Annotated in this window: 11 protein-coding genes; 9 read left to right on the top strand and 2 right to left on the bottom strand. The window is 36.7% G+C overall.

The features are described from left to right. Nucleotides 1-59: 59 nt before the first annotated feature. On the bottom strand, nt 60-1,196 hold the full coding sequence (locus ACFS6I_RS02685) for an outer membrane protein assembly factor BamD (protein ID WP_132843363.1): 1,137 nt from the start codon (nt 1,194-1,196) through the stop codon (nt 60-62). A 176-nt stretch (nt 1,197-1,372) separates the two neighbouring features. Here ACFS6I_RS02685 and proS point away from each other — a divergent pair, with 176 nt between their 5' ends. From proS to ACFS6I_RS02665, 4 genes are all read left to right on the top strand, one after another. Then, a complete protein-coding gene (gene proS, locus ACFS6I_RS02680; protein ID WP_380918011.1) occupies nt 1,373-2,845 on the top strand; it encodes a proline--tRNA ligase in 1,473 nt (490 codons plus the stop codon). A gap of 17 nt (nt 2,846-2,862) precedes the next feature. Continuing rightward, a complete protein-coding gene (locus ACFS6I_RS02675) occupies nt 2,863-3,648 on the top strand; it encodes a GDP-L-fucose synthase (RefSeq protein ID WP_380918009.1) in 786 nt (261 codons plus the stop codon). Nucleotides 3,649-3,688: 40 nt separating this feature from the next. Beyond that, nucleotides 3,689-4,834, top strand: coding sequence for a cystathionine gamma-synthase (locus tag ACFS6I_RS02670; RefSeq protein WP_380918007.1), 1,146 nt, complete (start codon nt 3,689-3,691; stop codon nt 4,832-4,834). 78 nt (nt 4,835-4,912) lie between these two features. Next, a complete protein-coding gene (locus ACFS6I_RS02665; RefSeq protein ID WP_380918005.1) occupies nt 4,913-5,689 on the top strand; it encodes a TIGR02757 family protein in 777 nt (258 codons plus the stop codon). Between the two features lie 66 nt (nt 5,690-5,755). On the opposite strand, the gene ACFS6I_RS02660 is transcribed toward ACFS6I_RS02665, so the two are convergent. Beyond that, nucleotides 5,756-6,631, bottom strand: coding sequence for a LysR family transcriptional regulator (locus ACFS6I_RS02660; protein WP_132772892.1), 876 nt, complete (start codon nt 6,629-6,631; stop codon nt 5,756-5,758). Between the two features lie 91 nt (nt 6,632-6,722). On the opposite strand from ACFS6I_RS02660, the gene ACFS6I_RS02655 reads away from it, so the two are divergent. From ACFS6I_RS02655 to ACFS6I_RS02635, 5 genes are all read left to right on the top strand, one after another. Then, nucleotides 6,723-7,454 carry a class I SAM-dependent methyltransferase gene (locus ACFS6I_RS02655; RefSeq protein ID WP_380918002.1) on the top strand — a complete coding sequence of 244 codons (732 nt, stop codon included), beginning with the start codon at nt 6,723-6,725 and terminating at the stop codon, nt 7,452-7,454. Between the two features lie 380 nt (nt 7,455-7,834). Next, nucleotides 7,835-10,111, top strand: a complete 2,277-nt coding sequence (locus ACFS6I_RS02650; protein ID WP_380918000.1) for an ATP-dependent helicase — start codon at nt 7,835-7,837, stop codon at nt 10,109-10,111. Between the two features lie 52 nt (nt 10,112-10,163). Continuing rightward, complete coding sequence (locus ACFS6I_RS02645; RefSeq protein ID WP_183915051.1) at nt 10,164-10,979, top strand: DUF4290 domain-containing protein; 816 nt, start codon at nt 10,164-10,166, stop codon at nt 10,977-10,979. 113 nt (nt 10,980-11,092) lie between these two features. Continuing rightward, nucleotides 11,093-12,418: a UDP-N-acetylglucosamine 1-carboxyvinyltransferase gene (gene murA, locus ACFS6I_RS02640; RefSeq protein ID WP_380917998.1), complete on the top strand. Its 1,326-nt coding sequence runs from the start codon at nt 11,093-11,095 to the stop codon at nt 12,416-12,418. Nucleotides 12,419-12,532: 114 nt separating this feature from the next. Further along, nucleotides 12,533-13,168, top strand: a complete 636-nt coding sequence (locus ACFS6I_RS02635) for a YceI family protein (protein ID WP_183915049.1) — start codon at nt 12,533-12,535, stop codon at nt 13,166-13,168. Nucleotides 13,169-13,185: the final 17 nt, after the last annotated feature.

Here is a 13,185-nt window from a genome sequence, read left to right as displayed (position 1 = left end):
TATAGTAGTAATGAAAGAGTGATTGAATTTTCATCAACCACTCTTCTTATGAATCATATTTATCTTGTACGGCCTCCACCACTGCGTGTAGCACCACCGCCTCCGCCACCACCTGATGAACGAGTGGCACCACCGCCACTGTTAAAGCTTCCGCTCGATTGTGATCGCATCGTTGGTTGCGATGAACGAACCGGTTCGCTAGAACGTGTTCTTGAAGGTTGATAAGTATCTCTACTTGTACTTCTTGTCGCTGGGTTTGATTGTTGTACTCTTGTTGAACTTGTAGAACGTGTTCTGCCTACATTACCATTTGAGTTGTTGTAATTATCGGAACGTGTTGAACGTGTTCTGCCAACACCATTATTATAATCACCTCTGTTGGTATTGCTTGAACCGATACGTGTTCTTCCTGCTCTGGTATCATTTGGATTATTGCTTGATGCGGATGAACGTGTTCTTCCAACACTGCTAATTCTGCCGTTCGCATCTCTAGAGACGACAGCATTCGAACGTGTACGTCCAGTAGTTCTTCCACCATCACTGTAACGCGTACCTGATCTAGAGCGTGTGTTGTAGTTATCACGGTAAGGTGAACGTGCTGCTAAGTCACGTGATCTGTGGTTACCCCAGTATCCGCCACCATAGCCACCACCCCAGTAGCCGCCTCCCCAATATCCATTACCCCAATATCCACCGTAGCCACCGCCCCAGCCCCATCCTGGGTACCATGGATTGTAACCCCAGCCAGAACCATAGCCGAAACCAAAACCTAGGCCAATGGACCATCTGCCACCTCCAAAACCATTACCATATCCGAAACCAAATGAAGGACCATAAAAGCCTCCGTATCCCATTCCCATACCATACCAAGGATCAAAGAATGGATCAAAGTAGGTCATACCTGGTGAAGAATAATAAAATCGATTAATTCGATTCGCATATTCTAAGTCTTCGTATTTTCCTTCTTCATATTCTGCATCAGAATATTCATCACTATAATATCCGTTATCTTGGACTTGATCAGCTTCACTTTCGTCCGCATAGTAGTAATCCGGACTTTGATAAGCTGGTCTTGCCTGGGCATTATTATTATAGACATCATCACTATGAGTGATTGGTCTGCTAGTAGTACAAGATCCCAGCGTAAGGGCTCCTGAAATCACAATAGCGCCGAGTAAAAAACTATTTTTTTTCATAATATACTAAGTCGTTATGTTCGACAATACAGTCTAATTTACTATCTTAGACCCAAATTTCAGATAAGGGTTTAATCGTGTTCTCAAAAATAATAAATATTTATTTTTAAAACTTATATTCCTTTATTAGACGGAATTCTTAATCACAATGTTACAATAATTTTTGAATTAATAATATGGGTAAAGGTATAACAAGTCGTGAAGAAGACTATTCGCAATGGTATAATGACCTTGTGATCAAGGCTGACTTGGCAGAATACGCTGCTGTGAGAGGTTGTATGGTTATAAAGCCATACGGATATGCTATTTGGGAGCGTATGCAAGCGGTTTTGGATAAAAAGTTTAAAGATACTGGTCACAGTAATGCTTATTTTCCTTTGTTCATCCCCAAGTCATTTTTCTCGAAAGAAGCATCACACGTAGAAGGTTTTGCAACAGAGTGTGCAGTAGTGACACATTACCGTTTAAAAAATGATGGTAACGGAAATATTATTGTTGATGAAGATGCTAAATTGGAAGAAGAGCTAATTGTTAGGCCAACATCAGAAACGATTATTTGGAATACTTACCGTGGCTGGATCGAATCTTACCGGGATCTTCCAATTTTAGTGAACCAGTGGGCTAACGTGGTTCGTTGGGAAATGCGTACCAGATTATTTTTGCGTACCACTGAATTCTTGTGGCAAGAAGGCCATACGGCGCATGCGACTCAGGAAGAAGCAATTGAAGAGACCGAAAAAATGCTTCATGTATATGGTGACTTTGTTGAAAAATATTTGGGCGTGCCGGTTATCCGCGGTCGTAAAACTGAAAACGAGCGTTTTGCTGGAGCGATAGACACGTATTGTATTGAAGCATTGATGCAGGACGGTAAAGCTCTGCAGGCAGGTACTTCACATTTTCTTGGTCAAAATTTTGCTAAAGCTTTTGATGTGAAATTTACTTCTAAAGAAGGTAAATTGGAGCATGTATGGGCAACATCATGGGGTGTTTCGACGCGTTTGATGGGAGCTCTGGTTATGGCACACTCAGACGATCAGGGGCTGGTATTGCCTCCAATGTTAGCGCCAATCCAAGTTGTTGTTGTTCCAATCTTTAAAACAGCAGAAGAGAAGCAAGCAATTGATACTTTTATCGATGCTTTGTCTGGCGAATTGAAAAGTAAAAATATTTCAGTGAAATATGACGATCGTGATACGCAAAGACCGGGATTCAAGTTCGCAGAATGGGAACTAAAAGGTGTACCATTGCGCTTAGCTATTGGAGCACGTGATATGCAAAATGGAACTGCTGAATTAGCAAGACGTGATACACAGACCAAAGAGACTGTTGAACAAGCTGGATTAGCAGATAGAATCGAAGGTTTATTGATTGAAATTCAGGAAAACATTTTTAAAAAGGCTTTGGATTACAGAGATTCTCATATTACTGAAGTAAATTCATACGATGAGTTTAAAGAAGTTTTGGAAACGAAAGCTGGTTTTATATCTTGTCACTGGGATGGCACTGTGGAGACAGAAAAACTAGTGAAAGAAGAAACAAAAGCAACTATTCGTTGTGTGCCTTTAGATGCGAAAGAGGAAGCTGGTATTTGTATTTTTACAGGTAAGCCTTCGACAAAACGTGTTTTATTCGCAAAAGCGTATTAATCAATAATCAATCACTCATGCGTTATCTCATATTAGGTTGTGGATGGGTAGGAGAGTTTGTCGCTAATTTATGGTTGAAAGAAGGACATGAAGTCTGGGCATCTACCACTACAGCAGAAAAATACCATCGGTTATTAACCGATGGTATTTTTGCATTTGAGCAAAATTTCGACGAACCACTAACTCCTGCTATTAATTTGCCAAAAGACTTTGATTATATCTTGGTGAGTGTTCCTGCAACAAATAAATCAACAATAGAAGACCTGACTAAAAGGTTCCTTCGAGTAAGTAACTTTCTATCCAGTTTACACTATCGTAAATTAATATTTTTAAGCTCGATTGGAATATATCCCGATGTTTCGAAAGAAATAGATGAGAATAGTTTTGAAGAAGATGAACTACAGTCCAAATTACTGCTTGCTGAAAAATCTATCGGTTTATTTCCAAATACGCATATCTACCGTTTAGGAGGCCTGTTTGGTCAAAATCGCATTTTTGCTAAATATTTTCAGCAGAAAGAATGCACTACAGGCGGACAGCCTGCCAATTTTATTCATTTGAAAGATGTTGCGTCGCTGATAAGTGAGGGTTTTGTAAAGCCTTTAAACTATAAAATATACAACGTGGTATGTCCTCATCATCCATTAAAGCAAGCTGTTGTCGAAGCATCAGCACAGAAATACGGTTTTGAGCTACCAACTGCTTTTAATAATAGTGATTCATTTCAGAAAATAGTAAAGTCAAATCGTTTGCAAAATGACTTGAATTATACTTTTAAATATGAATCTCCGTTAGATTTTTAATAAATTTACTTTTTCAGAATTAATATAAATATTAAATAATATGGCATATAAATTTGCAACCAAAGCGATTCATGCTGGTCAACAGTCGGACCCTACAACGGGTGCAGTGATGACTCCTATATATCAGACTTCTACTTATCAACAAGCTTCTCCAGGTGAGCATAAAGGTTACGAATATTCAAGAGGAACAAACCCTACACGGAAAGCTTTAGAAGACTGTTTAGCTGCTTTAGAAAATGGTCAGCATGGTTTAGCCTTTTCAAGTGGTATGGCCGCTACGGATTGTGTTTTGCGTCTATTGAAACCAGGAGACGAAGTAGTTACGGGAGACGATTTATATGGTGGTTCCTACCGTATTTTTACTAAAGTTTATGAAGCCTATGGAATCACTTTTAAATTTGTAAATACTTCAGATGCTGATGCTGTACGGGAAGCGATAACGGACAAAACGAAGTTAATCTGGGTAGAAACTCCGACTAATCCGACATTGAAGATTGCGGATGTTGCGGCTATTGGCCAGGTTGCTAAGGATAAGAAAGTGCTTTACGTAGTTGATAATACTTTTGCTTCTCCATACCTACAAAATCCTTTGGACCTTGGTGCTGATATTGTTATGCACTCAGCTACCAAATATATTAATGGTCACTCGGATGTGGTTATGGGGGCACTAGTTATGAATTCAGACGAGTTATACAAACAATTATTCTTTTTTTATAATGCCGTAGGCGGAACTCCTGGACCACAGGATTCATTTTTAGCGCTTCGTGGCATCAAGACACTACATTTACGTATGGAGGCACATTGTGCTAATGGACGTAAAGTTGCTGAATATCTTAGGAATCATCCAAAAGTGGAGAAAATTTATTGGCCAGGATTTGAAGATCATCCTGGACATGATATTGCTAAAAAACAAATGCGTGATTTCGGCGGTATGATATCTATTGTTTTAAAAGGTGCTGATCTAAAGGAAACATTTCGCATTTCTTCGCAATTTAAAGTGTTTACACTTGCTGAGTCACTGGGAGGAGTGGAGTCTCTGATTAATCATCCAGCAACAATGACCCACGGATCTATTCCAAAAGAAATACGTGAAAAAGTAGGTGTGGTCGATAATTTGATCCGAATCTCAGTTGGGATCGAGGATGCTGACGATTTGATTGCTGATCTGGAACAAGCGTTAGTTTAATAATAGATTAAAAAGTTTTAGCCGTCAGTTCCTTCTGATAATTTTATTGGGAGGAACTGATGGTTTTTATTTAAATAGATGGCAGATTTTAATATTAAAGATTTTTTGGATAAAAAAGTCGAACAGTATAATCAACCCAATTTCATTCCGAATGATCCGATTTGTATTCCGCATCGTTTTCAAAAGAAAGAGGATGTGGAAATCATGGGGTTTATTGCTGCAATATTAGCTTGGGGACAACGGAAGACCATCATTAATAAATGCACAGAGTTGATTGAACGTATGGATGGAAGTCCACATGATTTCATCATGAATCATCAGGAGGTTGATTTAAAGCAGTTGCTCGGATTTAAGCATCGTACTTTTAACGATACTGATCTTCTGTATTTTATTCAGTTTTTTCGTTATCATTATAATCATTTTTCCTCTTTGGAAGATGCATTTTTAATTGGACAGGAAAATACGGGTACAGTTGTACTTGAAAAGTCTTTAGATGAGTTTAAAAATTACTTTTTTTCTCTTCCTGATTATCCATTAAGAACGAGAAAGCATATTAGTTCTCCAATACAGAAATCTACTGTTAAAAGGATTAATATGTTTCTGCGGTGGATGGTACGTCATGATGATAAAGGAGTAGATTTTGGGATTTGGAGTCGTTTAAATCAGAAGGATCTTATTTGTCCATGTGATCTTCATGTCGAGCGTGTCGCTCGTAAATTTGGATTAATAACCTTGGATAAGGTAAACTGGAAAACAGCGCTGGAGCTTACTGAAAATTTGAGAAAGTTAGATTCACTGGATCCGGTTAAATATGATTTTGCTTTATTTGGCCTGGGAGTAGAACGTGAGTTGTAAAAAAACAGATCAGATGTTTCTTTGATCAACTGATCTGTTTTATAATTCAGAGCTTATAACTATGCGTTAAGCGGTATAATATTTTTTAATTAATGTAATAAATTGCTGTAAAACGGGATGTTGACTTTTGTTGTCATAAGCTAATATGACCTCCGTCTGAATATCCTGTTCTTTTAAAGCATGAAATTCTAATGGCAATTCGGTATTCTGTTTTGCTACCGAAGTTGGAACAAATGCTATACCTAATCCATTCGCCACCAATTCTAATATGGAATGCATGGTGTTACATTCGTGTACAATTTGTGGATGGAAACCGATCCGGTTTGCACAGGCTATGATCTGATTGTGGTAATCATCAGCATAACTTGAATTGTACGAAATAAAATCTTCTTGCATTAAAGTAAGTGCATGAATGTCCTTACCCCACTTTTTAGGCGTTGCTAAGCAAAAGGAATCTTTAAACAAAGAATACACCTGAAGATTAGTTGTAAAGATAGGTGCTCGTAGTATTCCTAAATCAAGTTTCCCATTTTCTAATGCCGTTTTTTGTTTCTGAGAAGAGGTCTCATACAGATAGACATGCAAGTAGGGAAAATCATTTTTGATTTGTTTCAATATCTTAGCCAACATTTTCTTTGGGGTCGAACTGATGTAACCGAGTCTGAAATCTCCTGAAATAGCCTGATGTAATTGTTTGGTCATGAGCTTAGCCTTTTCCAGCTGCTGCATCAGTTGATCACATTCCTGTAAAAAATAACGTCCTGCATTTGTTAATTCAACGCGTTTATTATTTCGGTAAAATAAAATGACCCCTAATTCTTTTTCCAGATCTTTAATCTGACGGGTTAAGGGCGGTTGAGAAATATGCAATTTTTCTGCCGCACGACCGAAGTGTAACTCCGTTGCCACTGCTTTAAAATAATGTAAATGTCTTAATTCCATCGATACTTGAAAGGTATTAATAATTGCCTAAAATAGTATTTTTAAAGTATTATTCAATGTTTTAGATTTGAAAATATTAAAAATTAGAAAGATGGAATATAAATCAACGCTAAAAGAAATTGAAGAACGGTTTGACCAGGATGTAACACGGTTTTCAAATCTTGACACAGGACAGCAGACGACTTTAGATGCTTTGTTTAATATGGAACTGATTACAGATGGTATTGTCGCTGTGTATCCGGAATTAAATCACGTGCTAGATATTGGTTGTGGCGCGGGTAATTACCCTGTTAAATTAGCGCAAAAGATGTCCGGTTTTGACTGTACTTTGGTTGACTTAAGTCAGCCGATGTTGGAAAAAGCACAAGAACGTGTACAAGAAGTCATAACTGGAGAGGTTAAGATATTAAAAGGTGACTTTAGAACTGCCGAGCTAAAAGAAAATCATTATGACGTTATTATTGCAACTGCTGTTTTGCATCATCTTCGTGATGACCAAGATTGGGAGCATGCATTTAAAAAACTGTACAGCTTACTCAAAGAGGGCGGGAGTATCTGGATTTTTGATCTGGTGATTCATGATCATGATGCCATTCAAAAATTGATTTATAATAATTACTATGGTAAATACCTTACAAGTTTGAAAGATGAATCTTACCGTGATCATGTTTTTGCTTATATCGAACATGAAGATACACCTCGGAGTTTAACTTATCAGCTTGATTTGCTTAAAAAAGTAGGATTCAATTCTGTTGATGTGCTCCATAAAAAATTGAATTTTGCCTCTTTTGTAGCTTTTAAATCTGGAACTACGGCTTCTTAAAAAGTATAGTTGATTCTTTTTAAATGACGATAAATTTTAGTTTGCAAATACCACGTTGTTGAGCTGCTATTTAATAGGAAATATACTGATATATACCTTATACTAAGGTACTATTTTTAGAGATATTCTAAAGGGATAATAGAGGATTTCTAGAGGTAAAACACTATAAACCCTCTATTAAAGCTGGATTAAATCTTATGAAAATCTTACAGAATATTTAACCATTATTATCTGAAGTGCAAAACAGTCTTTTACATATTCATAAGAAGATGCAGATTTTGTTAAAAAATTATTATTTGTGACGATGACTGCCTATCCGCCAAATGATTTTCGTACTTTTATAAGCTATTTTAAATAACATATAATATTAGGAGAAAGCTTTGGATTTTTTAGCAGGATTGAACCCTTCTCAAAGAGGAGCTGTAGAACAAACTGATGGACCAGTAATGATAGTTGCTGGGGCTGGATCAGGAAAAACACGTGTCATTACTTATCGCGTTGCCCATTTAATACAAAAAGGAGTAGATCCTTTCAATATATTAGTTTTAACTTTTACTAATAAAGCCGCAAAAGAAATGCGTAATCGTATTATGTCGGTGGTTGGTGCTGAGGCTAAGAATATTTGGATGGGAACATTTCACTCTGTATTTGCCAAGATTTTGCGTGTAGAAGCTGAATTGATCGGATATCCGCGTAATTTTACGATTTACGATACGGATGATACGAAAAGTTTACTACGTTCCATTTTGAAAGAAATGAACTTAGATGACAAACTTTATAATGTCAATCATGTGTATGGACGTATTTCTCAAGCGAAAAATAATCTCATATCGCCACAGGAGTATAATAAAAATGAAGCACTAAAAGCGGAAGATATTTCGAATGGGAGAGGGCAGTTAGGAGAAATCTATATGACTTACGCGCAACGTTGTTATCGTGCTGGTGCTATGGATTTTGATGATTTGCTGTTTAAGACCAATGTATTACTAAATAAGCATCCTGAAGTGCTGCATAAATACCAGCATCAGTTTAAATACTTGATGGTTGATGAGTATCAAGATACCAACTTTTCACAGTATTTAATCGTGAAGCGTTTAGCCGCAGTTAATGAAAATATTTGTGTAGTAGGGGATGATGCGCAGAGTATCTACGCCTTCCGTGGTGCAAATATTCAGAATATCCTGAATTTTCAAAAAGATTATCCTACTGTTCAGGTTTTTAAATTAGAGCAAAATTACCGTTCTACTCAAATCATTGTTAACGCAGCGAATTCAGTTATTGCTAACAATCAAAATCAGTTGGAAAAGAATGTCTTTTCTGATAATGAAGAAGGAGAGAAGATAAAAGTTTCCCGTGCATTTTCTGATAATGAGGAAGGCAAAATTGTTGCGGAATTAATTTCGCAGGAAAAGTCTTTAAAATCGTATAATTATAAAGACTTTGCTATCCTTTATCGCACCAATGCACAATCTAGAGCAATGGAGGAAGCTTTGAGAAAAATAAATATCCCTTATAAAATATATGGTGGTACTTCTTTTTATCAACGAAAAGAGATTAAAGATTTAATTGCATACTTTAGACTTACCTTTAATCCAAACGATGAAGAGGCGTTGAAACGTGTGATCAACTATCCTCGTCGTGGTATTGGTGACACCACGGTTGAGAAAATCGTGATCGCCGCAGATCAACATCAATACCGTCTTTGGGATATTGTAGCGAATGCTCAAATGTTTATGGACGGACGCAGTGCCGCTTCTGTTGGAGGATTTGGTCAAATGATCTTGAGTTTTCAGGCGCTAGCAAAAACTAATAGTGCTTTTGATACGGCAATGCATATCGCACAGCATTCAGGTATATTAAAGGAACTTTATGAAGACAAATCTGTTGAGGGTTTAACCAGATACGAACATATACAGGAATTGCTCAATGGTATTAAAGAATTTTCTGAACGCGAGGATATTGAAGAACGTGGGTTAGACATTTATATGCAGGATATTGCTTTGCTGACCAATGATGACAACGATAAAGATCCAAATGCGGATACGGTTTCAATGATGACGATACACTCGTCTAAAGGTTTAGAATTTCCTGTCGTATTCATTGTTGGCTTAGAGGAAAATTTATTTCCATCTCAGTTGGCACTTAATTCAAGGACTGAACTGGAGGAAGAAAGAAGATTATTTTACGTTGCAGTTACCAGAGCTGAAAAAAAATTATTACTTTCGTACGCAACTTCTAGATATCGATGGGGAACACTTAATAACTGTGAACCAAGCAGATTCTTGGATGAACTGAATCCATCTTGTTTGGATCTGGATTTTAAACCAAGACAAAGTTCTTCTGCAGAATCTGGAAGTTTCCAAGGTGAGCGTATTGCCTGGCAGCAAAAAGAGACGGATAGTTTTTCGAAACCTAAGCCGAAACCCTTTAAAACTACCTCGATATTACCCAAAGCGCATACACCTTCCGCTGGTTTTACTCCATCTGACACAAATAGTTTGCAGGTTGGTATGGAAGTGGAACACGAAAGATTTGGTTTCGGAAAGGTGGTTAACCTCGAAGGATCAAAGGGAGAAGTAAAAGCAACTATTTTCTTTAAAGACTTGGGACAGAAACAATTGTTGCTTAAATTTGCAAAACTGAGAATTATTCAATAATTTAATACCAAAGTACAGAATACAACGTTGTATTGGTACTGAAATTCACTATATGAACTTTGACTACAACAGCACAAGACCGAAGCTAATCCTAGCTGAATACGGTAGGAATGTGCAAAATATGGTAAACTATATTTGTGATTTACCTACAAAAGAAGAAAGAAATAAGTATGCTCAAGTTGTCATTGATATGATGGGGGTGTTAAATCCTCATTTACGCGATGTGGCAGATTTTAAGCATAAATTGTGGGATCACTTGCAAATTATTTCTGATTTCCAGATTGACGTGGATTCTCCATATCCTAAAGCAACTCCAGAATTGGTGAAGCATGAGCCAGAATTGTTATCATATCCGCAACATAACATCAAGTACAAGCATTATGGTTTTACGGTGGAGAAAATGATTAATAAAGCAATCTCCATTACGGATGAAGAAAAACGTCAAAAAATGGCGCTTTCAATTGCTAATTTCATGAAGATGGCGTATACAACATGGAATAAAGATGCGGTAGCAGACGAGTTTATTATTCAAGATTTGGCAGAATTGTCAAGCAAGGTATTGCAATTGCCAGAAGGAACAGTTTTGACCAAACAAGATTTCAAAAGTGCGCCTCCGGGAAATAGAGTTAAAGGAAATAATCCGACACAAACTACTAATAACAATTCCGGGCATTCTAATAATAACCATAGTCGGAGCAACAACAATAATAACTCAAATAACAGAAGACCTTCGGGAACAAATTCGTTCCAAAAAAGAAGCAATTCAGGTGGCGGAAGTAGTAACAATAACAATAGACGTCCTTACCAAAATAATAATAACAGCAACAATAATAATAGCAATAGTAACAGCGGTTATAAGAGAGGATAATTGTTAATACTTTAAGTATGATATAAGGCAATTGTGAAGTGATTTATATTTCTTTTCAATTGCTTTTTTTCTTATAACATCAAAGGAAAATATAAAAAGATATAGGTGTACGCATGAATGCATTTGAAATCAATGGCGGGAAGCCATTAAAAGGAGAGATTATTCCTCAGGGAGCGAAAAATGAAGCATTACAGATTTTGTCTGCAGTATTGTTGACTGAAGAACCCATCACAATTAGTAATGTTCCAAACATTAAGGATGTCAATAAATTAATAGATCTCTTAATAGCATTAGGTGTACGTGTCAATCGTATTGACGAGGATACTTATGTTTTTGAAGCTAAAGATATCAATATAGATTATTTCCAATCGTTAGAATTTAAAGAAAAAGGAGGAAGCTTAAGAGGTTCTATTATGATTGTGGGACCCTTATTAGCACGTTTTGGAAAGGCAGCTATTCCAAAACCAGGAGGCGATAAAATTGGTCGTCGTCGTTTGGATACTCACTTTTTGGGTTTTGAAAAATTGGGAGCCAAGTTTATCTACGATTCGGAAAATCATTTCTTTAATGTCGATGCTACTCAATTAAAAGGAGCTTACATCTTGTTAGATGAAGCATCTGTTACAGGTACTGCTAATATTGTTATGGCGGCAGTATTGGCTAAGGGTAAAACTGAAATATATAACGCAGCTTGTGAACCTTATTTGCAACAGTTATGCAAAATGTTGAATAGAATGGGAGCTAATATCTCTGGAATTGGTTCAAATTTGTTAACTATAGAAGGTGTGGAACGTTTGGGTGGAACATCGCACCGTATGTTGCCGGATATGATAGAAATAGGCTCTTTCATCGGCTTAGCAGCTATGACTGGTTCTGAAATTACCATTAAGGATGTTTGTTACAAAGAATTGGGGATTATTCCTACCGTATTCCAACGTTTAGGAATTAAAATGGAGTTGCGTGGTGATGATCTTTTTATTCCCGCGCAGGATTCATATGAAATAGATACTTTTATTGATGGTTCAATTTTAACGATATCAGATTCACCTTGGCCAGGATTTACGCCAGATTTATTAAGTATTGTTTTGGTTGTGGCAACACAAGCAAAGGGAAATGTCTTGATACACCAAAAAATGTTTGAAAGCCGTCTTTTCTTTGTTGATAAATTGATTGATATGGGGGCTCAGATCATACTTTGTGATCCACACCGTGCAACTGTAATCGGATTGAATAAAATGTATCCTTTACGTGGAATTGAAATGACTTCACCTGATATCCGTGCAGGCGTATCTTTATTGATCGCAGCATTATCTGCAAAAGGTACTTCAACTATCCATAATATCGAGCAAATAGAGCGTGGTTACCAGAATATTGAAGAGCGATTAAAGAAATTAGGCGCTGATATTCGTCGCGTTGATGTTGCTCCTAAAGGACACTAAAACATGTTATTGTCATAATTTGATATTGTATAGTATTTTAGTAGATTTTATTTAGATCTTATAATATCTTTGGTTAATCAAGTGTTTAAACATATAAAATAGATTAAGTTAGTTATGAAAAAATTATTAGTATTACCTGCTATCGCAGCTGTTATTATGTCTTCTTGTGCTGGAAATCCAGAAGGAAAAAAAGCGGAAGTGCAAGATTCTGTTGCGACAGAACAAATTGCTACTCCAGCTGGAGAGGTATTTAATGTAGATGCAACACAATCAAAAGTTGTATGGACTGGAACGAAAGTGACAGGTGCTCATACAGGTACGATTGCGATTAAATCAGGTTCATTAAATGTGAATAATGGTGTGTTAACTGGTGGTACGTTCACATTGGATTTGAATACAATTAGTTCTACAGATCTTGAAGGAGAGTACAAAGAGAAATTAGATGGCCATTTAAAAGCTGCGGATTTCTTTGATGTTGCTAAATTTCCTGAAGCTACATTTGTTGTGACTAAAGCTGAAGCTGGTGCTACAGCACAAGATGTGAAAATTTCTGGTAATTTAACAATCAAAGGTATTACTAAAAATATCTCATTTGATGCTAAGGTAATTGAATCAAATGCTACAACAATCAAAACAGAAGCTGATTTTAACATCGTTCGTGCTGATTGGGGTGTAAGTTATGAAGGTAAAAAAGATGATTTAATTTCTGCTGAGATAAACTTTAAGGTTTCTCTAGTAGCGACTAAATAAGCTCATCAGAATAATTA

It is taken from the genome of Sphingobacterium anhuiense, from assembly GCF_042686355.1.
Taxonomy (GTDB): domain Bacteria; phylum Bacteroidota; class Bacteroidia; order Sphingobacteriales; family Sphingobacteriaceae; genus Sphingobacterium; species Sphingobacterium anhuiense.
Note: the sequence above shows the minus strand (reverse complement) of the source record. Positions and strands in the feature narration are given on the sequence as shown.